The organism is Nocardioides scoriae, assembly GCF_900104965.1.
Classification (GTDB): domain Bacteria; phylum Actinomycetota; class Actinomycetes; order Propionibacteriales; family Nocardioidaceae; genus Marmoricola; species Marmoricola scoriae.
On the sequence record NZ_LT629757.1, the window covers coordinates 538,150 to 564,315 of the forward strand.

Below are 26,166 nucleotides of genomic sequence, written 5' to 3' on the forward strand. Positions count from 1 at the left end.
CGGGTGTCGGGGTGGGCGAGGGGGAGGAGGGCGACGCTCATGCGCGCACCCCGTGCCACTCGGTGGCCTCGGCCCCGGCGAAGTAGCGGCGGGTGATGGCGTCGGTGGCGAGCGCGCAGGTGCGCTGCAGCCGCTCCATCTCGCTGGGCAGCTCGGAGACGAAGTCGCTCAGCGAGCGGTACTCCAGCTCGGCACGGGTCCGACCGAGCAGCCGTTGCGCCTCGTTCTGGACGCCCACGCGGGTGCCCGCGGACTCCAGGCTCTCCAGCGAGCGCTCGGCCTGGGTGAGGCCGAAGACCACCGAGCGCGGGAAGAGCCGGTCGAGCAGCAGGAACTCCGCCGCGCCGCGCTCGGTCTCCAGGCCCTTGTAGGTGCGCAGGAACGCCTCGTAGGCCCCGCACGCCCGCAGCGAGGTGCCCCAGGCCGAGCCCGAGGACAGCGCCGCGGTCGCCACCAGCCGCGAGGTCATGTCGGCCCGCTCGATCGAGCGGCCGAGCACGAGGAACTGGTAGCCCTCGTCGCGGGTCATCGTCGCCTCGGCGATGCCGTTGATCTGGGCGGCGCGGTCCCGCACCCAGCGGAAGGCCACCGGCGGCCGCATCGAGCGGAAGTGGCCCGAGGGGATCGCGCGGTAGGTGGTGTTCATCGCCTCCCACATCGACGTCGAGAGCGTCTCGCGCGCGCGTCGGGCGCTCTCGCGGGCGGCGGCGAGGGTGGCGGAGATCGAGGTGCTCGAGGACGTGTCGTAGGCGAGCACCCGCAGCATCTCGGCGCTGTCGATGGGTGCGTCGTCCTCGACCTCGACGCCCATGATCGACATCAGGCTGCGGCAGGTGGTCTCCTCGTCGACGCCCGGGTCCTCGAGGATCAGCTGGGTCTGCACGTCGAGGATGCGGGCGGTGTCCTCCGCCCGCTCGACGTAGCGCCCGATCCAGAACAGCGACTCCGCGATCCGGCTCAGCATCCGAGCACCTCCTGGTCGGTCGACCCCGTCGAGACCTGCTGCTGTTGCTGTTGCTGCTGCTGGTCCTGGGGGGAGGAGAACGAGTCGAGCGCGGGCCCGATGTCCTGCGGCGTCGCGTGGACGGGGACCCGCTCGGGCTCGGCGCGCACCACGGGCCGGCTCGACCCCGCGAGCACCCAGGTGTCCTTGGAGCCGCCACCGCGCGAGGAGTTGACGATCAGCTCGCCCTCGCCGAGCGCGACCCGGGTCAGGCCACCGGGGAGCACCCAGACCCGGTTGCCGTCGTTGACCGCGAAGGGGCGCAGGTCGACGTGGCGCGGGCGCATCCTGCCGTCGACGTACGTCGGCACGGTGCTCAGCTGGATGACCGGCTGCGCGATCCACGAGCGGGGGTCGGCCAGCACCTTGATGCGCAGCTCGTCGAGCTCGGCGCGGGTGGCGTGGGGCCCGATGACGATGCCCTTGCCGCCGGAGCCGTCGACCGGCTTGAGGACCAGCTCGTCGAGGCGGTCCATCACCTCCTCGCGGTGGTCGGCGTCGCCGAGCCGCCAGGTGTCGACGTTCTTGAGGACCGGCTCCTCGCCGAGGTAGTAGCGCACCAGGTCGGGCAGGTAGGTGTAGACGAGCTTGTCGTCGGCGACGCCGTTGCCGACCGCGTTGGCGATCGTCACGTTGCCGGCCCGCGCGGCGTTGAGCAGCCCGGAGCAGCCCAGCAGCGAGGTGCTGTGGAAGTGCACCGGGTCGAGGAACTCGTCGTCGACGCGGCGGTAGATGACGTGCACCGGCTCCAGGCCCTGGGTGGTGCGCATCATGACGCGGCCGCGGCGGCACTCGAGGTCACGGCCCTCGACCAGCTCGACGCCCATGGTGCGGGCGAGCAGGGCGTGCTCGAAGTAGGCGCCGTTGAAGACGCCGGGGGTGAGCACGACGACGGTCGGGTCGGTGACGCCGGCCGGGGCCGCGGCGCGGAGCGCGGTCAGCAGCTTCTGCGGGTAGCCCGCGACCGGCCGGATCCGGTGCTCGCCGAAGACCTCGGGCAGGGCGGCGGCGATCGCGCGCCGGTTGGTCATCACGTAGGAGACGCCGGACGGCACCCGCACGTTGTCCTCGAGCACGCGGAACTCGCCGGCGTCGTCGCGGATCAGGTCGATGCCGCTGACGTGGACGCGCACGCCGTTGGGCGGCTCGATGCCGGCGGCGGCACGGTGGAAGTGGGAGGAGGTGGTGATGACGCGGCGGGGGATCACCCCGTCGTTGAGCACCTCGCCGGCGTCGTAGACGTCGGCCAGGAACTTCTCCAACGTCGCGACCCGCTGCTGGACGCCGGCCTCGACCTTGGCCCAGTGCTCCATCTCGATCACCCGGGGCAGCACGTCGAGCGGGAAGGCCCGCTCCTCGCCCCCGATGTCGAAGGTGACGCCCTGGTCGAGGTAGCTCGACTGCAGCGCCTCCACCCGGGTCTGGAGCTCGCTGGTGCCCATCGTCTGCAGCGACGGCTGGAGCTGTCGGTAGGGGGTGCGCAGCTGCTCGGCGTCGAACATCTCGTCGTACGCCGCCCCCATCCCGCTGGCGTAGTCCTCGAACATCCCGGTCACGCACGCGACCCTAGCGAGGGTGTGTGTCGTTCGTGTGGCGGGCCGCGAGATGGACACTTCGGGCGGCCGCGGCCCCCGGTCAGGGCTCGGTGAGCACCTCGGCGCCGTCCTCGGTGACGAGCAGGGTGTGCTCGAACTGCGCCGAGTGGCGACGGTCCCGGGTGACCACGGTCCAGCCGTCCTCCCACATGTCCCACTCGTGGGTGCCGAGGTTGAGCATCGGCTCGATGGTGAAGGTCATGCCCGGACGGATCAGGTCGTCGTAGTAGGAGTCGTCGTAGTGCGGCACCACCAGCCCGCTGTGGAAGTGGGTGCCGATGCCGTGGCCGGTGAACTCCCGCACCACGCCGTAGCCGTGCCGCTTGGCGTAGGACTCGATGACCCGCCCGATGACGTTGATCTGGCGGCCCGGCTTCACCGCGCGGATCGCCCGGCGCAGCGCCTCGCGGGTGGCGTCGACGAGGTCGCGCACCTCGTCGGTGACCCCGGGGGTGAGGAAGGTGGCGTTGGTGTCGCCGTGGACGCCGTCGAGGTACGCCGTGACGTCGATGTTGACGATGTCGCCGTCCTGGACGACGTAGCTGTCGGGGATGCCGTGGCAGATGACCTCGTTGACGCTCGCGCACAGCGACTTGGGGAAGCCCTTGTAGCCGAGCGTGGAGGGGTAGGCGCCGTGGTCGCAGAGGAACTCGTGGCCGACGCGGTCGAGCTCGTCGGTGGTGACGCCGGGGACGACGTGGGAGCCGACCAGCTCGCGCGCCTGGGCGGCCAGCCGGCTCGCCGCGCGCATCCGCTCGATGGTCTCGGCGTCCTTGACCTCGTTGCCGGTGAAGGGACGCGGCTCGGGGCGGTCGACGTACTCGGGGCGGGGGATGGACGCCGGCACGGGGCGGCGCTCGGAGATCCGTCCGGGGGCTATGGCAGTCACGGGCAGAAGTGTAGTTTCGCTGCTCATGAGCCAGTTCTGGTACTGCCTGAAGCACCACGCCGTCGAGGGCAAGGACGGGTGCAAGGCCGCCGACCGCCTCGGCCCCTACGACTCGGAGGCCGAGGCCTCGCGGGCGCTGGAGAAGGTCGAGGAGCGCAACGAGTCCTGGGACGCCAAGGACGACTGGGGCGACTCGCGCACGGAGGACTGAGCCCCGCCCGCTGCGCCGGCCCCGCTCGCGGGGGCGGCGTCAGCCGACGAAGCCGCCCCGGGCCAGCGGGGTGCCGCGGCCGTCGACGTGCTGGCTGTCGCCCGTGCCGTAGGTCCAGCGGAAGCCGTGGGCGCGCCAGATCTTGACGACCGGGTGGCTGCTGGTGCGCCAGGCGACGCGGGGGTGGCTGCGGGTGGCCCACCAGGAGTTGGGCACCCAGCCGGTCGCCGAGTCGTAGGGGTTCTCCCAGGTGTTGAGGTCGATCGCCCGGCCGGTCGCGTGGGGCGACATCACGCCGGGGCGGTTGACCACCCAGCGGCAGTTGAAGGCCGAGGTGTTGTCGGCGCGCATCGACGCGTGGTCGTCGGCGCCGTGCACCCGCTTGCTCCAGCCGAAGCGGTCGACGCGGTACATCCGGCGGATCGGCAGCTGGGCGGCGTACATGTCGGTCAGCGCGGCGGCGGCGCGGCCGGCGACGGCGGTGCTCAGCACCATCTCGCCGCGGTAGCGGTAGCCGTCGAAGCCCCAGTAGTTGATGCGCAGCAGGCGCAGGCCGGAGCGGCCCACCGGGCAGCCGCTGTGCCAGCTGCGACCCACCATCGAGCGCCAGGTCGCGTCGGGCACGGCCGTGAGCACGGCGTCGGCACCCGCGGTGGTGGCGCGGGTCTGGGCGGCCAGGGCAGCCGGACGCGGCGCGGCCGAGGGCAGCACGACCGGGTCCGCGATGGGCACGTTGTCGATCTTGACTGTGGCCGAGCTCGCGGCCTGCCACCACGTCCCGCGGCTGCCGGTGGCGCGCCACTGGGTGTCCGAGCGCGGCTCGGAGGTCACCTTCACCACGCCGTCGGCGTCGGTGCGGCGCACGCCGTACGTCCTCCAGGTGCCGCCCGAGGCGCGTCGCTGCACGGTGACCGCGCCGGGGACCGGGCTGCCGTCCGACGCACGCCAGCGCAGCGTGACGGTCGCCTCGCGCTCGTCGACGACCGAGCGGGGGGCGGTGATGCCCAGCGTCGTGGCCAGGACCAGGCCCTGCGCGGTGGCGGGGGCGGAGGTGGCCGCGGCCAGCTCGCCGTCGCCGGCCCAGCGGGCCCGCCAGGTGGTGCCGCCCGCAGGCACCGTCACCCGAAGCGAGGCCACGCCGGCGGCGTCGGTGACCGCCGTGGTCGAGGTGGTCCAGGTGCCCTGCGTGCTGCCCGCGCGCTGCAGCTCGACGGTGCGGCCCGTGACGGGTGCCGCGGCCTGGTCGAGCAGCGTCGCGGTGAACACGACGGCCGACCCGGCCCGGGCCGGCGCGGGCGCCTGCAGGGACAGGGTGGGCGTGGCGGGCGCCGCTCCGGCGGGGGCGACCGGCCCCAGGAGCAGCGTGAGCGCGGTGCCCAGGACCGCGAGGACGAGCGGGCGGGGGAGCAGCACGGGAGCCTCCGAGAGCGACACCGATGACGAGGGGTGCGGACCACCGGCCCCGTTCGGCGCCCACGCTAGCCCGGCGGTCGGCCGACCGTAGGGTGTTCGCCGTGGTCCGTGAGCAGGTGTCGCCGTGGGGGTTCGTCGGCATGGGCGGCCTGGCGTGCCTGCTCTTCCTGGTGCTCGGCAGCGTCGTCGTCGCCCCCTGGTGGCTGGTCGCGCTGCTGCTCGTGCTCTGGCTGGTGCTCCTCGGGCTCGGGGTGCGGTGGTTCACGCCGCACCCGCGGCGCACGGCCTGGGTCCCGGTGGTGGGCCTCGTGGTGTGGCTCGCCGCTCTCGTCGGGGGCGTCGGTCGCCTCGGGTGGGGTGGCTGAACGGCGGTCGCCGGCGCCTCTCCGCGGGGCCCGTCTGCAAGGCCGGGACGTCGTGCGTGGTGGGGACCTGGCGGCGGGGGACGTCATGCGTGCTGGTCGTCGGGGCGGCCTCGTCGGATGACGTCCCGCCGGAGGTCGTGCGAGCTGGCTGCCGGGACGACCACCTCGTACGACGCGCCGCACCGCCGGAGGACCGCGACGCGCCACCGCACCGGAGGGCCGCGACGACCCCCGCCGGCCCCTCAGCCCACCGGGTGGACCCGGAGCACCCGGTCCGAGCCGCCGCCGTTGGCGGTGGTGACGAGCAGGTCGCCGCCGGGGAGGGAGGTGACCGAGCGGAGGCGGCCGTACTGGCGCAGGGCGTCGGGGGTGGCGACGCGCTGCAGCGTGCCGGAGGAGGAGAAGCCCATGAACATCAGCCGCTCGCCCTTGAGGGCCGCGACGGCGAGGGTGCCGGCGTAGTCGCCCCAGGCGCTGCCGCGGACCCAGGACGCGCCCGAGGTCGCCAGGGTCGGGGAGCCGGAGCGCCAGCGGGCCGACTGCTGGGTGCCCGGCAGGCCGTGGTCGGTCATCGGGCGGCTCTCGTCGTAGCCCGGGGTGGGGGACCAGCCGTAGTCGCCGCCCCGGACCAGCCGGTTGACCTCGTCGTCGCGGCTGGTGCCGTGCTCCACCGACCACAGCGACCCGTCGGCGCGCTGGGCGAGGCCCTGCACGTTGCGGTGGCCGTAGGTGTAGACGTAGCGCGCCGCCGTGGACGAGCTGGAGGCGAACGGGTTGGTCGACCAGGGCTTGCCGGTCTGCCGGTTCAGGCGCAGGACCTTGCCGCCGAGGGAGGTGCGGCTGTGGGGGTTGCGGCCGATGGCCGCGTCGCCGGTGCCGACCAGCAGCGCGCCGTACGACGCCACGAGCAGCCGGCAGCCACCGTGACGACCGCTGGTGGCCGGGATGCCGCGTAGCAGCACGCCGGCGCGGGTGGCGGTGGTGCCGCTGGAGCCGAGCGTCCAGGCGAGGACCTTGACGTCGTGGCGGCCGGAGCCGGCGTACCCGCCCTGGCAGGTGTAGAAGCGGCGGTTGGAGGCGAAGTCGGGGTCGACGGCCAGGCTCATCAGCCCGGTCTCGCCGCTGGCCCAGACCGTGCCGGGCTCGTAGGAGACCGGCCGCACGCTCGAGCCGTCGACGAGCAGCAGCCGCTTGCTGGCGCGCTCGGTCACCAGGAGCCGCCCGTCGGGCAGCGGCTGGGCGTCCCAGGGGATGTCGAGCCCCGAGGCGACGGTGGTCACCTGGAGCGTCGGGGCCGCCGCGGCCGCGGACGGGGCGACCCGCTGCGACAGCGCGACGGGCACCGCGGCAGCGGTGACGGCGAGGGCGAGGAGGACGGCCACGAGACCCGGTCGGCGCATGCCGCCACGGTAGCCCCGCGGTCGCGGTCCGACCCGGCGCACGACCGGACGGCGCGCCCCGAGCCGTCGGTCCGGGCTCAGGCCATGGCTCCGAGGGGCCGGTAGGTGACGTCGGGGAACACGGTGGGCAGGGAGCGCTCGGGGAAGCGTCTGGTGAGGATCTCGCCGAGGACGTTGCGGTAGTCGGTGGTGACCTTGAGGTCTCCCTCGGCCAGGGCGTTGGCGTCGAGGCCGGGCCAGGTGCCGTAGTACTTGCCGCCCTTCACGCCGGCGCCGGCGAGCAGCATCATGTTGCCCCAGCCGTGGTCGAAGCCGCCGGAGCCGTTCTCGGCGACGCGGCGGCCGAACTCGGAGATGGTGACGACGGTGACGCGGCTGCGTAGGGGGCCGAGGTCGGTGAGGAACGCGGCCAGGGACTGGGCGAAGCCGTCGACGCTGGCCTGCATGCTGCCCCAGCCGACGGGGCCGTAGCCGGAGTGGTAGTCCCAGGAGCCGGCGTCGATGGCGATGACGTCGGTGCCGAGGTCGGCGCGGATGAGTCGTGCGGCCGACTTCAGGGGTTCGGCGAAGGGGTCGGCGTTCCAGGCGGTGGGGTAGGCGGTGGTGGGGGCGGGGACGGCGGCGATGGTGGAGCCGCTGGTGCGGGAGATGGTGAGGGCGTCGCCGGCGGCGCGGCCCATGGCGCCGGTGTACTGGCTCCAGGCGGTGGTGAGGCTGTTGTAGCGGCGGGTCTCGTTGCCGGAGTCGAGGCCGGGGACCTTGAGGTCGTCGAGGCTGGAGGCGGCCAGGACGGGGTGGGTGCCGGCCAGGGCGGTGGTGGCGTAGGGCTGGCCGAGCTGGACGGCGTCGAGGATGCCGCCGTTGGCGGAGGAGGGGCCCATGCCGATCATGCGGTTGATCCAGCCGGAGCGGGCGTCGGATCCGGGGGCGGCGTCCTCGATCTCCTCGATGGCTGAGAAGTGGGAGCGGTTGGCGACGGGGAGGCCGACGGCGTGGACGGCGGCGAGCTCGCCGGAGGCCCAGAAGGGCTTGAGGGGGGCCATCTTGGGGTGGAGGCCGAACATGGCGTCGGCGCAGACGACCTGGTCCTTGGCGATGGCGGTGGTGGGGCGGGCCTTGTAGTAGCCGGGGTCGCCGTGGGGCACGACCATGCCGAGGCCGTCGATGCCGCCGCGCAGGGAGAGCACGACCAGGGTGTTGCCGCCCTTGACGCCGGCGTAGCTGGTCTGCATGAGGGCGTCGCCGAACATCTGGGTCACGGCCATGCCGGTGCCCAGGCCCAGGGCGCCCTGCAGCACCGAGCGACGGCTGGTCCGGAACCCGTCGCAGCAGGTGTCGGCGTCGGGTCGGTGGTCGGAGGTGGTGGTCATCGCGTGTCCTCAGGGAGCCATGTGGTCGGGGTTGTCGAGCAGCGAGGCGGTCAGCGAGGGCGCCATCCAGCGGGCGACGGCGGAGTCCTTGTTGACGGTCACGGACGGTCCGCTGACCCCGGCCGCCTGGAGGGCGACCTGCTGGAGGCGGGCATCGGCCGAGCGGCCGAGCCAGCGCTGGCACAGGTGCTCGACGTAGGCGTCGAAGCGCAGCGACGCGGCGGGCAGCCACCCGGCGTACGGCGTGTACGCCGCGCCCCGGGGGTACCAGCCGCCCGCGTGGGCCCAGTGCATGGAGTAGGAGCCGAACATCCGGGAGGCCGACGACCACGCCGTGGTCGCGCTGGGAGGCCCGTCGGGCCGGGGCCAGGAGAACAGCGCCTCGCCGCCGTGCGTCCAGTTGGCGGCGTTGGACCACGCGCCGTCGGTGTCCGGCGCGGCGTTCACGTCGACCTCGAGCACGCGTGCGGTGGCGACCAGGTCGTCGATGGGCGTGCGGACCTTGAGCCCCGACGACCCGGCGAACTCGGGGTGGGTGGCCAGCGCGGTCAGCATGGCGCCGATGGAGGTGCCGTTGGCCAGGTAGGCCTGCGCCAGGGTGTCGACCAGGCCGGCCGAGGGCGCGTCGGAGACCAGGTGGCGCGCCAGCTTGGTGGCCAGGTTCGTGGCGGTCGCGGGGTGGCGGGCCAGGTAGCGCAGGTAGGCCTCGGTGACCGACTGGCCGTCGGCGGCGGGGTTGGCGTGGCTGAAGCCCAGGACGCTGACCGGGCCGACGTAGTGGGCGGCGGTCTTGTAGTAGCCGTCGAAGCTCTCGCCCCAGTCGACGGTGTAGCCGGAGAGGATCTTCGCGGAGTCCTTGACCATCGCCTCGGTGTAGCCCGCGCCCCGGCCGACGGTGTGGAGCTCGAGCAGCTCGCGGCCCTGGTTCTCGTTGGGCTTGTCGCGGACGTTCTTCCAGTTGTCGAGGTAGAGCCGCATCGCGGGGTGCAGCGCGGTGGCGACCAGCAGGTCCTCGAACCGGCCCAGCGCGTGGCGACGGATGGTGGCGTCGTAGTCGAACCGGTGCACCCAGGCGCGGTCGTGGTGCAGCGCGACGTGGAGGTTGTCGGACCAGAAGCCGGTCATCCGCTCCAGCACGGTGCGCTCGGAGTAGACGCGGCGCAGGATCGACCAGTTGCCGAGCTCGTGGTTGTACTCCCAACCGCCCTTGACGCTGGTGATCTGGTTGGTCCACCGGGTCGCGGGGGAGTCGGTGCGCAGGCTGGTGAACCAGCCGTCGACGGTCGCGACCTTGGGGTGCTCGACGAACCGCTCCGGGGTGAGCTGGGCGGCCAGCCACTCCTCGGGGGTGCCGACGGAGCGGAGCTGGGCCAGGGCACGCTGGGAGAAGCCGGTGCCGAAGCGGTTGAGGAACAGCCGCTCGCGGGCGCTGGCCTTCAGGGTCGCGCTCATGGCGGGGGTCGCCACCAGCGGCACCGGCGCGCCCGGCTCCACCGTCGGCTGGCTGGGCTGCGTCGGCTGGGTCGGGGTGGGCTCGGCCGGCTGCGTCGGGGCGGGCTGCGTGGGCGCCGGCTGCGTGGGCTGGGCCGGGGCGCTGGGGCTCGGTGACGCCGGGGCCGGGGTGGGCGTCGGGGCCGGGCTCGGCTTCGGCGTGGGCTTCGGCGTGGGCTTCACGCTGACCGGGCGGCGCTTCTTGCGCCGCTTCCTGCGCTTCTTGGTGTCGATGAGCGCCATCAGGTGTCCTCGCGGGAGTCGAGCCGACGTTGAGTCCCCGGGAGGTGGGACCGCGGTGTCACCACCGGCCGGGGAGGCTCCAGTCTGCGCAAGAAACGCGACTAATGGGCCAAAACACGGAAACTACCTAAAACGGACACCAACTCGCGTGTCCCCCTGCTGACCGGGTGCTCAGAAGGTGTGCTCCTGCGAGGGGAACGAGCCGTCGCGGACCTCGTCGGCGTAGGTCCGGGCCGCGTCGAGCAGCGTGGTGCGGACGTCGGCGTACTGCTTGACGAAGCGGGCCATCCGACCGCCCCGCAGGCCGAAGGCGTCCTGCCACACCAGCACCTGGCCGTCGCAGTCCGGGCCGGCGCCGATGCCGATCGTGGGGATGCCCAGCTCGCGGGTGACCTGGGCGGCCACGTCGCCGGGCACCATCTCCATCACCACGGCGAACGCGCCGGCGTCCTCCACGGCGTGCGCGTCGGCCAGCACCCGCTCGGCGGCCTCGCCGCGGCCCTGCACGCGGTAGCCGCCCAGGGTGTGCTCGCTCTGCGGGGTGAAGCCGATGTGGGCCATCACCGGCACCCCGCCGCGGGAGAGCAGCTCGATCTGCGGGGCCATCTCGCGCCCGCCCTCGAGCTTGACGGCGTGGGCGCCGCCCTCCTTCATGAACCGCACGGCGGTGTCGTAGGCCTGCTGCGGCGAGCCCTGGTAGGAGCCGAACGGCAGGTCGCCGACCACGAGCGCCCGGCGGGCGGAGCGCGCCACCGCCCGGGTCAGCGGCAGCAGCTCGTCGACGGTCACCGGGAGCGAGGTCTCGTTGCCGAGCACGTTGTTGGACGCGCTGTCGCCGACGAGCAGCACCTCGACCCCGGCCTCGTCGAAGATCTCCGCGGTGTACATGTCGTACGCCGTGAGCATGGCGAACCGCTCGCCGCGCTGCTTGCGCTCGCGCAGGCCGTGGGTGCGGATCCGCTTGGCAGGGATGCCGGTCGCGCCGGGGGTGGTCGGGGCAGCGGCCGGGGCGCCGGAGCCGTACGGCGCGGTCTCTTCGCTCATGGCGCCACGCTAGCGGTCCGTCGCGCCCGGGCGGGACCGAGCCGGACCGGTCGCCGGGCGGGCGTTCTGCGACACTGGCGAGGTGGACTTCTCCTCGGCCTACGCCCACGGATACGCCCGCGTCGCGGCCTGCACGATGCCGGTCGCGCTCGCCGACCCGGCCACCAACGCGGCGACCGTGCTCGAGCAGGCGCGGGCCTGCCACGACGAGGGCGTCGCCGTCGCGCTGTTCCCGGAGCTGTGCCTGACGGGCTACTCCATCGACGACCTGGTGATGCAGGACGTGCTGCTCGACGCCGTGCGCGCGGCCATCGCCACCCTGGTCGCCGCCAGCCGGGAGCTGCGCCCGCTGCTGGTGGTCGGCGCCCCGCTGCTCCACGACAACCGGCTGCACAACTGTGCCGTCGTGATCCACCGCGGCGAGGTGCTCGGCGTGGCGCCCAAGTCGTTCCTGCCGACCTACCGCGAGTTCTACGAGGCCCGCCACTACGCCGCCGGCGCCGGCCTGACCGGCGGCACCATCGAGCTGGACGGCGTCGAGGTGCCCTTCGGCACCGACCTGCTGTTCCGGGCCACCGACGTGCCCGGGCTGACCGTCTTCGCCGAGGTCTGCGAGGACCTGTGGGTGCCGGTGCCGCCGAGCGCGCGGGCCGCCCTGGCCGGGGCGACGGTGCTGCTCAACCTGTCCGGCTCGCCCATCACGGTGGCCCGGGCCGAGGACCGGCGGCTGCTGGTCCGCTCGGCCGCGGCGCGCTGCCTCGCGGCGTACGTCTACGCGGCGGCGGGGGAGGGCGAGTCGACGACCGACCTGTCCTGGGACGGCCAGACGATGGTCTACGAGTGCGGCGACCTCCTGGGGGAGTCCGAGCGCTTCCCGTCGGGCCCGCGCCGCACGGTCGTCGACGTCGACCTCGACCGCTTGCGCCAGGACCGGCTCCGGCAGGGCACCTTCGACGACAACCGTCGCCAGCTCGGCATCGACCGGGCGGCGTGGACCGAGGTCGAGTTCGCCCTCGAGCCGCCCCCGGGCGACATCGGGCTGCTGCGCAAGGTCGACCGCTTCCCGTTCGTGCCCGACGACCCGGCGCGGCTGGCGCAGGACTGCTACGAGGCCTACAACATCCAGGTCAGCGGCCTGGAGCAGCGGCTGCGGGCCATCGGCCACCCCCGGGTCGTCATCGGCGTCTCCGGCGGCCTGGACTCCACCCACGCGCTGATCGTCGCGGCCAAGGCGATGGACCGGCTGGGCCGCCCGCGCAGCGACATCCTCGCCTTCACCATGCCCGGCTTCGCGACCGGCGAGACCACCAAGGGGTTCGCCACCGACCTCTCGGCCGCGCTCGGGGTGAGCTTCGAGGAGCTCGACATCCGGCCCGCGGCCACCCAGCTGCTGGCCGACATGGGCCACCCCTTCGCCCGGGGCGAGGAGGTCTACGACGTCACCTTCGAGAACGTCCAGGCCGGCCTGCGCACCGACTACCTGTTCCGCCTGGCCAACCAGCGCGGCGGCATCGTCCTGGGCACCGGTGACCTCTCGGAGCTGGCGCTGGGCTGGTGCACGTACGGCGTCGGCGACCAGATGTCGCACTACACGGTCAACTCCGGGGTGCCCAAGACGCTGGTCCAGCACCTCATCCGGTGGGTGGTGAGCAGCGAGCAGCTGGGCGGTCCCGACGACGCGGTCAACCAGCTGCTGTCGGCCATCGTGCTGCAGGAGATCACCCCCGAGCTGGTGCCGACCCGTGAGGGCGAGGTGCCCCAGAGCACCGAGTCGAGCGTGGGCCCGTACGCCCTGCAGGACTTCACCCTCTTCCACACCCTGCGCCACGGGCTGCGACCGACCCGGATCGCCTTCCTGGCGCTGCACGCCTGGCGTGACGTCGACGCCGGCGAGTGGCCCGCGAACTTCCCCGAGGAGCACCGCGCCGCCTACGACCTGCCCGAGATCCGGCGCTGGCTCGGCGTCTTCGTGCAGCGGTTCTTCAGCAGCCAGTTCAAGCGCTCGGCCCTGCCCAACGGCCCCAAGGTCGTCGCCGGCGGCACCATGTCGCCCCGGGGCGACTGGCGGATGCCCAGCGACGCCAGCGCCGCGGCCTGGAAGGCCGACCTGGCGCGCGTGCCGGAGGCCTGAGCGGTGCCGACGGAGCCCCGGACCCGGGACGGCCGCGCCCCGCGGGTGCTGGTGGTCGAGCACGAGGCGCAGGCGCCGGCGGCGCTGCTGGGCCGCTGGCTGGTCGAGGCGGGCGCCGTGCTCGACGTGTGCCGTCCCTACCTCGGCGAGGACCTGCCCGAGGACCTCGCCGGCCACGACGTGCTGCTGGTGCTCGGCGGCTCGATGGGCGCGCACGACGACGCCGAGGCCGCCTGGCTGCCGGGCACGCGCGCGCTGCTGCGCGAGGCGGCCGGGAGCGGCGTACCCGCCCTCGGGGTGTGCCTGGGCCACCAGCTCGCCGCGGTCGCCCTCGGGGGCAGCTCGCGTCCCGACCCGGCCGGCCAGCAGCTCGGCCTGCTTGCCGTCGGGTGGAGCGAGGAGGCCGCCGCCGACCCGCTGCTCGGCCCGCTCACCGGGACCGCACGGCGCGGGCTGCACTGGAACGGCGACGTCGTGCAGGACCAGCCGCCCGGCACCGTCGTGCTGGCCCGCGCTCCCGGCGGCGAGCTCCAGGCGGCCCGGTTCGCCCCGTCGGTGTGGGGCGTGCAGCTGCACCCCGAGGTCGACGAGCACGTGGTGGCCGACTGGGCCGACGACGACCCGGGGGAGCAGCCCCGCGAGCGCCTCGACGAGGTCGTACGTCGCGTGGCCGCCGCCCGCGGCGAGCTCGAGGCCGCCTGGCGACCGCTCGCGACCTCGCTGCTGGGCCTCGTCGGAACCTTTACCAGCCCTTAGGACATCGCTGGTCCGGGCTTAGGCCCGACCGCGGCACGCTCCTCCCATCACCCGCACCGAGGACCTCGACGAGGCCGGCGGGACCGAGGAGGAGGAACCCCGTGAAGAAGACCCTGACCCTGGTCGTGGCCGCCGGCATCGCGGCGCTGGTCGCCGTCGGCGCCGGCGTGTGGCTCGTCGTGGGCGGCGGTGACGCGGAGGCCTCGGACCGCGGGAGCTGCGGCCAGGCGACGTACACCCTCAGCGCGGAGCGCGAGGACGGCGGCGTCGACGTGGGTCTCGAGCTCCAGTCCGCGGCCCCCGGCGAGAGCTGGACCGTCGCCCTGGCCCAGGGCGGCACCGTCCTGGTCGAGGGCCAGCGCACGACCGACGAGGACGCCGAGCTCGACGTCGACTCGTTCGTGCCCGACGCCGCCGACGACCTCGAGCTCGTCGCGACCCTCGCCCCCGAGCAGGGCGACGACTGCACCGCCCGCGTCACCCTCTGACGCCTGCACCCCGCGCCCCACCGGCCCCGCCGGACGCACCACCGCACCACCCGCACGACCCCATCCACCCATCCGCACCACCCACCCCTGGAGCCACCATGAAGAAGCTCGTCGCCGCCGGTCTGCTCACCGCCGTCACCGTCCCCGCCACCCTGTTGGTCGCCACCCCCGCCCAGGCCGACATCGAGCGCACCGCCCGCTGCGGTGCCGCGACCTACGAGCTCAACGTCGACCGCGAGCGCGGCGGCTTCGACGTCGACACCGACCTCGAGGACGCCCGCCCCGGCAGCACCTGGCGCGTGCTGATGAAGCACGACGGCAAGACCTTCTACAACAAGGTCCGCACCGCCGACGACGAGGGCGAGATCAGCGTCGACCGCTTCCGCGGCAACACCGCCGGCAAGGACACCTTCGTGGTCGAGGTCCGCAGGAGCGGGAGCACCACCACCTGCACGTCGAAGATCGTCACCCGCTGACCCACCCCGCACGACCCGTCGCGACGGCCCGGCAGACCCCACGGTCCGCCGGGCCGTCCGCCTAGGACCCGGCCAGCTCCACCCGGACCGAGGCGCCGCCGAGCGGCGAGCGCCCGAGGACGAGCCGGCCGCCCGACTCGGCGGCGGTGCGCTCGGCGATCGCGAGGCCCAGCCCCGAGGAGCCCGCGCCGCTGGTGCCCCGACGCACGACCTCGAGGCCCTCGGGCAGGCCCGGGCCGGCGTCCTCGACCTCGACCACGGCACCCCCGCCGGCTCCCGGTCCGACGCTGACCCGCACGGCCGCGCCCTCGGGGGTGTGGCTGAAGACGTTGTCGAGCAGCACGTCGACCAGGGCCGCGAGGTCCTCGGCGCTGGCGCGGACCGGTGCCTCGGCGGGTGCGACCACGACCTCCATCGACCGGCCCTGGTCCTCGGCGAGCGGCACCCAGAACCGGATCCGCTCGGCCAGGGTGGTGACCGCGTCGGTGCGGGGGTCCACGCCCTCCCGCTCGGAGCGCCGCGCCTCCCGGACGACCTGGTCGACCATGGCCTGGAGCTCGTCGAGGTCGGCGCCCAGCCGGCGTCGCTCGTCGGCGTCGGCGAGGGTCTCGATGCGCAGCCGCAGCGCGGTCACCGGCGTGCGCAGGCGGTGCGACAGGTCGGAGACCGACTCGCGCTCGCGGGCCAGCAGGAGCTCGATCCGGCCGACCAGCCGGTTGACGGCCGAGCCGAGCTCCTGCACCTCGACCGGGCCGGTCGGGGTGATCGGCTCGGTGTGGCGGGGGCTGCTGCCCAGCTGCTGGGTGTGGCGCGCCAGGGCCCGGAGCGGCACCACGAAGGTGCGCCCGAGCCGGTCGGCCAGCAGCAGCGCGCCGCCGAGCAGCACCAGGCCGAGCAGCGCCAGGATCAGCCAGGCACGGAGCACCTCGCCGGGGATGCCCGGCTGCAGCACCACGACCCGGATCACCGGCGTCTGGGAGGGCAGCGAGGAGCTGCCGCCGCGCGAGACCGGCACCAGGATCTGGGTGCCGTCGTCGACGTCGTCGACCCGGGCCCGTCCCGTCTCGCGGGCCTCCTGGACCCGGGCGTCCTCCTCGTCGTCGGGCCCGACGGCCGGACCGCCGGGGTAGAGCACGCTCGTGCGGGTGCCGGTCGAGGTGTTGATGCGGTCGAGGTAGACCGCGACGGCCCCGGTGTCCTGCCCCGAGACCACGCTCTCGGTCGCCTGCACCTCGAGGGCGGCGCGGGAGAGCCGGTCCTCCAGCGCGTAGCTGCGCACCAGCACGGCCATCGGCACGAGCATCGCCAGCAGCACCATCGACACGACGGCGGCGACGGTGAGGATCAGGCTGCGACGCACGGGCTACTGCTCCGGGGCGGTGAGGCGGATGCCGACGCCGCGGACGCTGACCAGGTAGCGCGGGTCGGCGGCCGACTCGCCCAGCTTGCGCCGCAGCCACGACAGGTGGACGTCGACGGTCTTGTCCGAGCCGCCCCAGGGCTGCTGCCACACCTCGGCGAGCAGGTCCTTCTTGCTCACCACCTCGCCGGGCCGCTCGGCCAGGTGCACCAGCAGGTCGAACTCCTTGGGCGTCAGGTCGACCTCCCGCCCGTCCAGCCTCGTGCGACGCGCCGGCACGTCGATCTCCAGCCCGCCCACGCTCAGCAGCTGCCGGCGGGCCGGCCCCGCCCCCGTGCGCCGGAGCACCGCCCGGATCCGGGCCTCCAGCTGGGCGGTCGTGTAGGGCTTGACCACGTAGTCGTCGGCCCCCGCGTCCAGCGCCCCCACCAGTGCGGGGTCGTCGTCTCGCGCGCTGGCGATGATGACCGGCACGTCGCTGACCGAGCGCAGCATCGTCAGCACCTGGGTGCCGTCCACGTCGGGCAGCCCGAGGTCGAGGATGACCAGGTCGGGGCGGCTCTCGAGGGCCAGGTTGAGCCCGGCCATGCCGGTCGGCGCCGAGGACACGGCGTACCCGCGCTCGCGCAGCGTGCGGACCAGCAACGGCCGGATCCGGTCGTCGTCCTCGATGATCAGCACCTGGGCCACGCCCGCAACCTACCCAGGCGCCGGGCGGTCCCGCCCGACTTGGGCTGCCCTTAACCCTCGCCTAGCGTGCCGTGGAGGTACGCCGAGCAGACTGGTCGCCATGAGGAGGCGGACCGGCTACGTGACGGCGTGGGTGCTCGCGGCGGTGCTGGCCGTCGTCGTGGGGCTGCTGGCCGTCTCGACGGTCGGGGCCAGCATCCGCGGCCGCGGACCGCTCGGCTCCGAGGTCGTCCCCGAGGGCGTCGAGGGCAGCGTCGCGCCGACCCAGCTCGCCGACCCCGGCCCGAGCCGCGCGCTGCGGGGGGAGTGGGGACGCTTCGTGGTGCGCTGCCGCGGCAGCTACGCCGTCGGCGTCGAGGCCACCCCCGCGCAGGGGTGGCGCACGGTCAGCTACGAGCGCGGTCCCGACGACGACGTCGACGCCGTGTTCAGCAACGGCCGCAGCTCGGTCGACCTCGAGGTGTTCTGCAACCGGGGCCGTCCCACCATCGCCGAGCTCGAGCGCAACACCCTGCCCGACGACGACTGACGACCGACGCCCTAGGCTCGCCCCATGGGCAAGCAGGAAGACTTCGTGCTCCGCGCACTCGAAGAGCGTGACGTCCGCTTCGTGCGGCTGTGGTTCACCGACGTGCTGGGCTACCTCAAGTCGGTCTCGGTCGCGCCGGCCGAGCTCGAGGGGGCGTTCGCCGAGGGCATCGGCTTCGACGGCTCCGCGATCGAGGGCTTCGCCCGGGTCACCGAGGCCGACATGCTGGCCCACCCCGACCCGTCGACGTTCCAGCTGCTGCCGTGGCGCGGCGAGGGCCCCTCGACGGCGCGGATGTTCTGCGACATCGGCATGCCCGACGGCTCCCCGTCGTACGCCGACCCGCGGTTCGTCCTCAAGCGCACCCTCCAGAAGGCTGCCGACCGCGGCTTCACCTTCTACACCCACCCCGAGATCGAGTTCTACCTCTTCCAGGGGCGTCCCGGGATGGGCGAGGAGCCGGTGCCGGTCGACCGCAGCGGCTACTTCGACCACACCGCCCAGTCGCGGGGGGCCGACTTCCGCCGCGAGGCGATCGCGATGCTCGAGTCGATGGGCATCTCGGTGGAGTTCAGCCACCACGAGGGCGGCCCGGGCCAGCAGGAGATCGACCTGCGCTACGCCGACGCGCTCTCGACGGCCGACAACATCATGACCTTCCGCACCGTGGTCCGCGAGGTGGCGCTGAGCCAGGGCATCTGGGCCAGCTTCATGCCCAAGCCGTTCACCACCCACCCCGGCTCGGGGATGCACACCCACGTGTCGCTCTTCGAGGGCGACACCAACGCCTTCTTCGAGGCCGGCGCGGAGTACCAGCTGTCGAAGACCGCGCGGCACTTCATCGCCGGCATCATGCGCCACGCCAGCGAGATCACCTGCGTCACCAACCAGTGGGTCAACTCCTACAAGCGGCTCATCGGCGGCAGCGAGGCCCCGTCGTACATCTCGTGGGGCCACAACAACCGCTCCGCGATGGTGCGGGTGCCGATGTACAAGCCCAGCAAGGCGCAGTCCACCCGCATCGAGCTGCGCAGCATCGACGCCGCGTGCAACCCCTACCTCGCCTTCGCGGTCATCCTCGGCGCCGGCATGAAGGGCCTCGAGGAGGAGTACGAGCTCCCGCGCGAGGCCGAGGACAACGTCTGGTCGCTCAACGACCGCGAGCGCAAGGCGCTGGGCCTGGAGCAGCTGCCGAAGAACCTCAACGACGCCATCAAGATCGCCGAGGACTCCGAGCTGCTCGCCGACACCCTGGGCGAGCACGTCTACGAGTTCTTCCTCCGCAACAAGCGTGCGGAGTGGGAGGAGTACCGCGGCCAGGTCTCCGCCTTCGAGCGCGACCGGATGCTGCCCGTCATCTAGCGCTGTCGGCCACCCGCCACGCCTGGGGGCCCACCCTGAGTACCCGTACGGATGCGGCGCCCCGCCCCACGACGGGAGGGTGGGGCCATGACGACACGCGAGACCTCCGTGCCTGCCCCCTCGGTCACCCGCGGCCTCAGCAGCCTGCTGCTGCCCGACGGCGCCCAGGCCGACCTCCGGCTCGCGGGCGAGTCCGTCACGGTGACGGTGCGCGGCGAGGTCGACCTGCACACCTCGTCCTGCCTGCGCCAGACCCTCGCCGCGGCGGTGCAGGAGGAGGCCGACCTGGTGCTGGTGCACCTCGACGAGGTCACCTTCCTCGACTCGACGGGCCTGGGCGTGCTGGTGGGGGCGTGGAAGGCGCAGCAGGCCCACGGCCGTCGCCTGGAGCTGGTCTGCAGCCGCCCCGAGCCGCTCAAGCTGCTCCGGATCACGGGCCTGGACCGCGTCCTGACCGTGCACCCCGGCAGGCCGGGGCCGCCGCGGTAGGTTCGGTCGGTGCCGAGCCGAGCCGAACGACCCTGGGGCAGCCTGGCGCGGCTGGGCTTCCTCGACCCCGAGCGGGCGCACCCGCTGCTGGAGAGCCTCGGCGCGGCCGCGCAGCCGCTGCTGCCGCTGCTGGGGCGCAGCGCCGACCCCGACCAGGCGCTCGCCGCCCTGGTCGACCTCGCCGACGCCGCCGAGGACCGCGAGCAGCTGCTGACCGAGGTCGCCGACGACGAGGGCACCTCGATGCGGCTGCTGTCGGTGCTCGGGGCCAGCCAGGCCCTGGGGGAGCACCTGCGGCGCCACCCCGAGCACTGGCACGAGCTGTGCGACCCCCTGCTCGGCTCGACCCGGCCCACCTCGCAGCTGATGCGCGAGGGCCTGCTCCGGGCCGTGGGGGCCGAGCCCGACGACGAGCGGCCGCGCTCCACCCTCTCCCACGCCGAGGCGCTGGACGCGATGCGGGTGGAGTACCGCCGGGTGCTGCTGCGCCTGGCGGCCCGCGACCTGGCCCACCACCTGGGCGTCGACGACGTGGCCGCCGAGCTGAGCGACCTGGCGGCGGCCACCCTGGAGGCCGGTCTGGCGGTGGCCCGCACCAAGGTCGGGCCGAGCGCCGACCTGACCCGGCTGGCCGTGGTGGCGATGGGCAAGTGCGGCGGCCACGAGCTCAACTACGTCAGCGACGTCGACGTCATCTTCGTCGCCGAGCCCTTCCCGGGGGCCGAGGAGCAGCCCTCGCTGCGGGCCGCGACCCAGTTGGCCTCGGCGCTGATGCAGGCCTGCCACGAGCACACCCGCGAGGGCACCATCTGGCCGGTCGACGCCAACCTGCGGCCCGAGGGCAAGTCCGGCCCGCTGGTGCGCTCGCTGGCCAGCCACGCCGGCTACTACGGCCGCTGGGCCAAGACCTGGGAGTTCCAGGCCCTGCTCAAGGCCCGACCGGTGGCGGGCGACCTCGAGCTCGGCGCGGCGTACGTCGACATGGTCTCGCCGCTGGTCTGGGCGGCCGCCGAGCGTGACGGCTTCGTCGAGGAGGTCCAGGCGATGCGCCGCCGCGTGATCGCCCACATCCCGGCCGACCAGTCCGAGCGGCAGCTCAAGCTCGGCTCCGGTGGCCTGCGCGACGTGGAGTTCGCCGTGCAGCTGCTGCAGCTGGTCCACGGCCGGCTCGACGAGGCGCTGCGGCCGCCGACCACGCTCAGCGCGCTGGCGCGGCTGACCGAGCGGGGCTACATCGGGCGCGAGGACGGCGCCGAGCTGCACGAGGCCTACGCGTTCCTGCGCACCCTGGAGCACCGCATCCAGCTCCACCAGCTGCGCCGGACCCACGTGGTGCCCGAGGACGAGCGCGCGCTGCGCCGGCTGGGCCGGTCGCTGGGCTTCACCAAGGACCCCGTGACCGAGCTCGACAAGCTGTGGCACTTCCACCGCCGGGAGGTCCGGCGGCTGCACGAGAAGATCTTCTACCGGCCGCTGCTGGCGGCCGTGGCGCGGATCAGCAGCGACGAGGCCCGGCTCTCGCCGGAGGCGGCGACCGCCCGCCTCAAGGCCCTGGGCTACCTCGACCCCAAGGCCGCGCTGCGCCACCTCGAGGCGCTCACCTCCGGGGTGCGCCGCAGCGCCCAGATCCAGCGCCAGCTGCTGCCGGTGATGCTGCAGTGGTTCGCCGACGCGCCCGACCCCGACGCCGGGCTGTTCGGGTTCCGGCGGATCTCCGAGGCGCTCGGGTCGACGCCGTGGTACCTCCGGCTGCTGCGCGACGAAGGCCAGGCGGCCCAGCGGATGGCCCAGATCCTCGCGACCAGCCGCTACGCCACCGACCTGCTGCAGCGCGAACCCCAGGCGGTCGCGCTGCTGGGGGAGACCGAGGGGTTGAAGCCGCTGGGGCGCGAGGCCGTCGAGCGCGAGATGCTGGCCGCCGCCCGCCGCCGCGAGGACCCGCGCGAGGCCGTCCAGGCCGTGCGGGCGATCCGTCGGCGCGAGCTGCTGCGGATCAGCGTCGCCGACCTGTGCGTGCCCTTCGGGGTGGCCGAGGTGGGCTATGCGCTGAGCGACGTCACCGACGCGACGCTCGAGGCCACCCTGGCCGCGGTCACCCGGGGCGTCGAGGCGGCCCGCGGGGTCGCGATGCCCACCCGCATCGCGATCGTGGCGATGGGCCGCTACGGCGGCTACGAGCTCGGCTACGGCAGCGACGCCGACGTCATGTTCGTGCACGACCCGCTGCCCGGGGCCGACCCGCAGCTGGCCGCGTCCATGGCCCAGGCGGTGGTCAACGACCTGCGGCGGCTGCTGCAGGAGCAGGGCAAGGAGCCCGTGCTGGAGGTCGACGCCGACCTGCGCCCCGAGGGCCGCCAGGGCCCACTGGTGCGCACCCTCGAGTCGTACGCCGCGTACTACGCCAAGTGGTCGGCCGTCTGGGAGGCCCAGGCCCTGCTGCGCGCCGAGCCGGTCGCCGGCGACGCCGACCTCAAGCAGCGCTTCGCCGACCTCGTCGACCCGATCCGCTTCCCCGAGGCCGGCCTCGGCCCCGACGACGTGGTCGAGGTGCGGCGCATCAAGGCCCGCGTCGACGCGGAGCGGCTCCCGCGCGGAGCCGACCCCGCCACCCACTTCAAGCTCGGGCGCGGGGGCCTGTCGGACGTCGAGTGGACCGTGCAGCTGCTCCAGATGCGCCACGCCGGCCGGGTGCCCGAGCTGCGCACCACCAAGACCCTGGAGGCCCTCCGGGTCGCGGTCGAGCACGACCTGCTCGACGCCGACGACGCCGAGGGCCTGGCCCAGGCCTGGACGTTCGCGAGCCGGGCCCGCAACGCCACCGTGCAGGTCCGGGGCAAGCCGTCCGACATGCTGCCGCGCGACGCCCGCGAGCGGGCGGCGGTCGCGGCGATCCTGATGTACGACGTGGGGGAGTCCGACGAGATGGTCAACGACTACCTCCGCACCGCCCGTCATGCCCGAGGGATCGTGGACCGCATCTTCTGGGAGTGATCAAGAAGCGGATTGCTTCACATCGGGCGAATCAAGCTATCATCTTCAGATGGCCGACCTGAAGCAGGCAGACGGTGTGGTGGCCACGCTCATCGGCGACGTGGTCGGGTCGCGCACGACCCCGCAGCGCGACGAGCTCCACCGGCGCCTCCAGGAGGCCCTGGAGGCGGCCGACCGGCAGCTGCGCCCGCGGGTGCCGCTGCGCATCACGGTGGGTGACGAGCTCCAGGGGTGCTTCGACACGGTGGGGCAGGCGCTGCACGCCACCCTGTGGCTGCCCTGCGTGCTGGCGGGCACGCCGGACGTCGGCCCGGTCGGCCTGCGCTTCGGTGTCGGCTGGGGACGGGTCGGCGTGCTCCAGGAGTCACCGCGCATCGAGGACGGGCCCGGCTGGTGGGCCGCCCGCGACGCCATCGACGCGGTCAAGGCCGTGGCCCGCCGCCCCGGCCAGCACCACCTGCGCACCTCCTACCGCCCGGCCGACGGGGCGGGGGGTCCGGACCCGGCGGCGGTCGAGGCCGCGCTGCTCTGTCGGGACCAGGTGGTGGGATCGCTCTCGACGCGGTCGCTGCGGCTGCTGGGCGGCCTGCTCCTGGGCCGCACGCAGGTGGAGCTCGCCGAGCAGGAGGGCGTCTCCGCCTCGGCGGTGAGCCAGCGGGTGCGTCACGACGGGCTCGCGGTGGTGCTGCGGGCCGACGAGCTGCTGAGGAGCGTGCGATGACCTGGATCGGCCTGCTGCTGGTCGGCTGCGGCGTGACCGACCTGCTGCGCTCCGCCCGGCCCCTGCGCGGGGTCGACGAGGCCGTCGGTGCCGCCGCGGCGGTGCTGCTGGGGCTCCTGGCCGGTCTCACCGCCCCGGTCGAGGTCGCGGGCCTGGTGGTGGTGGCAGGCCTGGTGGTGGCCTGGGGCCAGAGCGTCCACCGGGCGTTCGCGGGCGGCCCGGCGGCGGTGCCGCTGGTGGTCCTGGCCGGCTCGCTGCTGCTCGCGGTCGCAGCCTCGCCCTGGGCCGGCGAGGGAGGCGGGGCGCTGGGTCGCTGGCTCGACGCCGCGACCCTGCCGCCGCTGGAGGGCCTGCAGCCCGACCGCGCGCTGCTCGTGCTCGGCGCGGTGCTGGTGCAGCTCAGCACCGGCAACGTGCTGGTGCGGCTGGTGCTGGCCGTCACCGGCACCGTCAGCCCCGCCGAGCACGACACCGCCGCGGACCCCGAGCAGGAGCTCAAGGGCGGTCGGCTGCTCGGCCCGATGGAGCGGCTGGTCATCCTCGGCCTGGGGCTGGCGGGGGAGCTGACCGCCGCCAGCGTGGTGATCGCGGCCAAGGGCCTGCTGCGCTGGCCCGAGCTGCAGTCGCGGGCCGACCAGGCCCGCATCCACCGCCTCACCGAGTACTTCCTGGTGGGCAGCTTCGTCAGCTGGCTGGTGGCGCTGGCAGCCCTGGTCCTGCTCGCCTGACGTGGCCGGTGCGGGGCAGCTGGTCGCGCCCGGACACGCGGCCGAAACAACCCCGTGACACGTCCCGCCTAGGTTCGGGCGCACGAGCCGGCCCCGGGTCCCCTCCCGCCACGTCCCGGCCACCCGTCGGCCACTCACCTAGGAGTCCCATGACCGCGAACCAGGTCCGTCTGCAGGCCATCAAGGGCGTCGAGTCCTCCGTGCCTCCGGCCTTCAGCTTCGACCCGGGCGAGGAGCCCGGCCAGATCTTCGGCGAGAACGTCTTCAGCCTCAACGTGATGCAGAAGCGGCTGCCCAAGAGCGTCTACAAGTCGGTGGTCTCCACGATCGAGAAGTCGACGCCGCTGGACCCCGCCGTGGCCGACGCCGTCGCCTCGGCCATGAAGGACTGGGCCATGGAGAAGGGCGCGACCCACTACGCCCACGTGTTCTACCCGCTGACCGGCCTGACCGCGGAGAAGCACGACAGCTTCCTCGACCCCGTCGGCGACGGCACGGCCTTCGCGTCGTTCTCCGGCAAGACCCTCATCCAGGGCGAGCCGGACGCGTCGTCGTTCCCCAACGGCGGTCTGCGCAACACCTTCGAGGCGCGGGGCTACACCGGCTGGGACGTCATGAGCCCGGCGTACGTCCTGGAGAACCCCAATGGCAACACGCTGTGCATCCCCACCATCTTCATCTCGATGACCGGCGAGGCGCTCGACCACAAGACCCCGGTGCTGCGCTCGCAGCAGGCGATGTCGGCCCAGGCCAAGCGGGTCCTGGAGCTCTTCGGCCACGACGAGCCCGACAACGTGGTGGCCTACTGCGGCCCCGAGCAGGAGTACTTCCTGGTCGACAGCCACTTCTTCACCGCGCGCCCCGACCTGCTCAACGCCGGTCGCACCCTCTTCGGCGCCAAGCCGCCCAAGGGCCAGGAGTTCGACGACCACTACTTCGGCGCCATCCCCGAGCGCGTGCTCGGCTTCATGATGGACACCGAGCGGGAGCTGTTCAAGCTCGGCATCCCGGCCAAGACGCGGCACAACGAGGTCGCGCCCGGCCAGTTCGAGGTGGCGCCGATGTTCGAGCGCGCCAACGAGGCGAGCGACCACCAGCAGCTGCTGATGACGACCTTCAAGTCCGTCGCCCGCAAGCACGGCATGGAGTGCCTGTTCCACGAGAAGCCCTTCGACGGGGTCAACGGCTCCGGCAAGCACGTCAACTTCTCGCTGGGCAACTCCGAGCTCGGCAGCCTGCTCGTGCCCGGCGACAACCCGCACGACAACGCGCAGTTCCTCGTCTTCTGCGCCGCCGTGATCCGCGCCGTCGACCTGTACGGCGGGCTGCTGCGCAGCTCGGTCGCCTCGGCCAGCAACGACCACCGCCTCGGCGCCAACGAGGCCCCGCCCGCGATCATCTCGATCTTCCTCGGCGACCAGCTCGCCGACGTCTTCGACCAGATCGCCAAGGGCGGTGCGACCCACTCCAAGGAGAAGGGCACGCTGACCATCGGCGTCGACACGCTGCCCAACCTGAGCAAGGACCCGGGCGACCGCAACCGCACCAGCCCGTTCGCCTTCACCGGCAACCGCTTCGAGTTCCGGGCGCCGGGCTCCAACCAGACGGTCGCCGGCCCCATGGTCGTGCTCAACACGATCATGGCCGAGGCGCTCGACCACGCCGCGACCTACCTCGAGACCGAGGTGGCCCGGGGCACCGACTTCAACGAGGCCGTCCAGGCGCTGCTCACCTCGATCGTCTCCGACCACGGCAAGGTCATCTTCAACGGCAACGGCTACTCCGACGAGTGGCCGATCGAGGCCGAGCAGCGGGGCCTGAAGAACCTCCGGACCACGGTCGACGCGCTGCCCGAGCTGATCTCGCCCGAGGCCGTCGAGCTGTTCGGGAAGTACGCCGTGTTCAACGAGCGCGAGATGCACTCGCGCTACGAGGTCGGCCTGGAGCAGTACGTCCTGTCGATCTCGGTCGAGGCCAACCTCACCCTCGAGATGGGCACGACCATCATCCTGCCCGCCGCGGTGCGCTACCAGACCGAGCTCGCCACCAACGTCTCGGCGCTCAAGGCCGCCGGCGTCGAGGCAGACCTCGCCGACCTCGAGGCCGTCTCCGTCCCGCTGGCCGCGCTGCGCGCCGGCCTCAAGGAGCTCGCCGCCGCCGTGGCGCACGACCACCCCGAGGACGGCATGGAGGCGGCGACCTTCTGCCGCGACACCGTCATCCCCGCGATGGCCGCCGTCCGCGAGGCCGCGGATGTCCTCGAGGGCGTCGTGGCCGACGACCTGTGGTCGCTGCCGACCTACCAGGAGATGCTCTACCTGCTCTGACCGCTCGTCCTCCGCGCTCCCCGAGGAAGCACGAAGTCCACCTGCTCCGGTCCCTGAGGAACGACGCAGTCCACCTGCTCCGGTCCCTGAGGAA

General features: G+C 73.6%; 23 protein-coding genes. 13 read left to right on the top strand and 10 right to left on the bottom strand.

The annotated features are described in order from the left end of the window. Positions 1-37 precede the first annotated feature (37 nt). From BLU55_RS02575 to map, 3 genes are all read right to left on the bottom strand, one after another. On the bottom strand, positions 38-964 hold the full coding sequence (locus BLU55_RS02575; RefSeq protein ID WP_091725678.1) for an alpha-E domain-containing protein: 927 nt from the start codon (positions 962-964) through the stop codon (positions 38-40). Beyond that, positions 958-2,550, bottom strand: a complete 1,593-nt coding sequence (locus tag BLU55_RS02580) for a circularly permuted type 2 ATP-grasp protein (RefSeq protein ID WP_091725681.1) — start codon at positions 2,548-2,550, stop codon at positions 958-960. The genes BLU55_RS02575 and BLU55_RS02580 overlap by 7 nt, the downstream gene beginning before the upstream one ends. 88 nt (positions 2,551-2,638) lie before the next feature. Then, on the bottom strand, positions 2,639-3,487 hold the full coding sequence (gene map, locus BLU55_RS02585) for a type I methionyl aminopeptidase (RefSeq protein ID WP_231917012.1): 849 nt from the start codon (positions 3,485-3,487) through the stop codon (positions 2,639-2,641). 25 nt (positions 3,488-3,512) lie between these two features. Here map and BLU55_RS02590 point away from each other — a divergent pair, with 25 nt between their 5' ends. Then, on the top strand, positions 3,513-3,698 hold the full coding sequence (locus tag BLU55_RS02590; RefSeq protein WP_091725688.1) for a hypothetical protein: 186 nt from the start codon (positions 3,513-3,515) through the stop codon (positions 3,696-3,698). A 39-nt stretch (positions 3,699-3,737) separates the two neighbouring features. Here BLU55_RS02590 and BLU55_RS02595 read toward each other — a convergent pair whose 3' ends face one another. Then, a complete protein-coding gene (locus BLU55_RS02595; RefSeq protein WP_157682696.1) occupies positions 3,738-5,111 on the bottom strand; it encodes a M15 family metallopeptidase in 1,374 nt (457 codons plus the stop codon). A gap of 101 nt (positions 5,112-5,212) precedes the next feature. On the opposite strand from BLU55_RS02595, the gene BLU55_RS02600 reads away from it, so the two are divergent. After that, positions 5,213-5,476 carry a hypothetical protein gene (locus BLU55_RS02600; protein ID WP_157682697.1) on the top strand — a complete coding sequence of 88 codons (264 nt, stop codon included), beginning with the start codon at positions 5,213-5,215 and terminating at the stop codon, positions 5,474-5,476. A 242-nt stretch (positions 5,477-5,718) separates the two neighbouring features. On the opposite strand, the gene BLU55_RS02605 is transcribed toward BLU55_RS02600, so the two are convergent. The 4 genes from BLU55_RS02605 to panB form a co-directional block, all read right to left on the bottom strand. Next, complete coding sequence (locus BLU55_RS02605; protein ID WP_091725696.1) at positions 5,719-6,876, bottom strand: PQQ-dependent sugar dehydrogenase; 1,158 nt, start codon at positions 6,874-6,876, stop codon at positions 5,719-5,721. Between the two features lie 77 nt (positions 6,877-6,953). Then, a complete protein-coding gene (locus tag BLU55_RS02610) occupies positions 6,954-8,246 on the bottom strand; it encodes a DUF1501 domain-containing protein (protein WP_091725698.1) in 1,293 nt (430 codons plus the stop codon). 9 nt (positions 8,247-8,255) lie between these two features. Beyond that, positions 8,256-9,980 (bottom strand): DUF1800 family protein, encoded by a 1,725-nt coding sequence (locus tag BLU55_RS02615; protein WP_091725701.1) that lies wholly within the window; start codon positions 9,978-9,980, stop codon positions 8,256-8,258. A 171-nt stretch (positions 9,981-10,151) separates the two neighbouring features. Next, entirely contained in the window at positions 10,152-11,024 is an 873-nt protein-coding gene (gene panB, locus BLU55_RS02620) for a 3-methyl-2-oxobutanoate hydroxymethyltransferase (protein ID WP_091725703.1), read from the bottom strand. An 82-nt stretch (positions 11,025-11,106) separates the two neighbouring features. Here panB and BLU55_RS02625 point away from each other — a divergent pair, with 82 nt between their 5' ends. The 4 genes from BLU55_RS02625 (at position 11,107) to BLU55_RS02640 (ending at position 14,875) form a co-directional block, all read left to right on the top strand. Beyond that, a complete protein-coding gene (locus BLU55_RS02625; protein ID WP_091725706.1) occupies positions 11,107-13,155 on the top strand; it encodes an NAD(+) synthase in 2,049 nt (682 codons plus the stop codon). A 3-nt stretch (positions 13,156-13,158) separates the two neighbouring features. Continuing rightward, on the top strand, positions 13,159-13,911 hold the full coding sequence (locus BLU55_RS02630; RefSeq protein WP_091725708.1) for a type 1 glutamine amidotransferase: 753 nt from the start codon (positions 13,159-13,161) through the stop codon (positions 13,909-13,911). A gap of 101 nt (positions 13,912-14,012) precedes the next feature. Continuing rightward, positions 14,013-14,399, top strand: a complete 387-nt coding sequence (locus tag BLU55_RS02635) for a hypothetical protein (protein ID WP_091725711.1) — start codon at positions 14,013-14,015, stop codon at positions 14,397-14,399. 98 nt (positions 14,400-14,497) lie between these two features. After that, positions 14,498-14,875 carry a hypothetical protein gene (locus tag BLU55_RS02640; protein ID WP_091725713.1) on the top strand — a complete coding sequence of 126 codons (378 nt, stop codon included), beginning with the start codon at positions 14,498-14,500 and terminating at the stop codon, positions 14,873-14,875. A gap of 61 nt (positions 14,876-14,936) precedes the next feature. Here the strand turns inward: BLU55_RS02640 and BLU55_RS02645 are convergent, their stop codons facing one another. Beyond that, positions 14,937-16,235 (bottom strand): sensor histidine kinase, encoded by a 1,299-nt coding sequence (locus tag BLU55_RS02645; protein WP_091725715.1) that lies wholly within the window; start codon positions 16,233-16,235, stop codon positions 14,937-14,939. 3 nt (positions 16,236-16,238) lie between these two features. Further along, positions 16,239-16,925 (bottom strand): response regulator transcription factor, encoded by a 687-nt coding sequence (locus BLU55_RS02650; protein ID WP_091725717.1) that lies wholly within the window; start codon positions 16,923-16,925, stop codon positions 16,239-16,241. 100 nt (positions 16,926-17,025) lie between these two features. Between BLU55_RS02650 and BLU55_RS02655 the strand changes: the two genes are divergently transcribed. From BLU55_RS02655 to BLU55_RS02685, 7 genes are all read left to right on the top strand, one after another. Next, on the top strand, positions 17,026-17,454 hold the full coding sequence (locus tag BLU55_RS02655) for a hypothetical protein (RefSeq protein ID WP_157682698.1): 429 nt from the start codon (positions 17,026-17,028) through the stop codon (positions 17,452-17,454). A gap of 24 nt (positions 17,455-17,478) precedes the next feature. Continuing rightward, positions 17,479-18,816 carry a glutamine synthetase family protein gene (locus BLU55_RS02660; protein ID WP_091725724.1) on the top strand — a complete coding sequence of 446 codons (1,338 nt, stop codon included), beginning with the start codon at positions 17,479-17,481 and terminating at the stop codon, positions 18,814-18,816. An 87-nt stretch (positions 18,817-18,903) separates the two neighbouring features. Continuing rightward, positions 18,904-19,305 (top strand): STAS domain-containing protein, encoded by a 402-nt coding sequence (locus BLU55_RS02665; protein WP_091725726.1) that lies wholly within the window; start codon positions 18,904-18,906, stop codon positions 19,303-19,305. A 9-nt stretch (positions 19,306-19,314) separates the two neighbouring features. After that, positions 19,315-22,296 (top strand): bifunctional [glutamine synthetase] adenylyltransferase/[glutamine synthetase]-adenylyl-L-tyrosine phosphorylase, encoded by a 2,982-nt coding sequence (locus tag BLU55_RS02670; RefSeq protein ID WP_091725729.1) that lies wholly within the window; start codon positions 19,315-19,317, stop codon positions 22,294-22,296. A 49-nt stretch (positions 22,297-22,345) separates the two neighbouring features. After that, on the top strand, positions 22,346-23,017 hold the full coding sequence (locus BLU55_RS02675) for a SatD family protein (RefSeq protein WP_091725732.1): 672 nt from the start codon (positions 22,346-22,348) through the stop codon (positions 23,015-23,017). Beyond that, positions 23,014-23,745, top strand: coding sequence for a hypothetical protein (locus BLU55_RS02680; protein ID WP_091725734.1), 732 nt, complete (start codon positions 23,014-23,016; stop codon positions 23,743-23,745). The genes BLU55_RS02675 and BLU55_RS02680 overlap by 4 nt, the downstream gene beginning before the upstream one ends. Positions 23,746-23,894: 149 nt before the next feature. Beyond that, entirely contained in the window at positions 23,895-26,072 is a 2,178-nt protein-coding gene (locus tag BLU55_RS02685; protein ID WP_091725739.1) for a glutamine synthetase III family protein, read from the top strand. Positions 26,073-26,166: the final 94 nt, after the last annotated feature.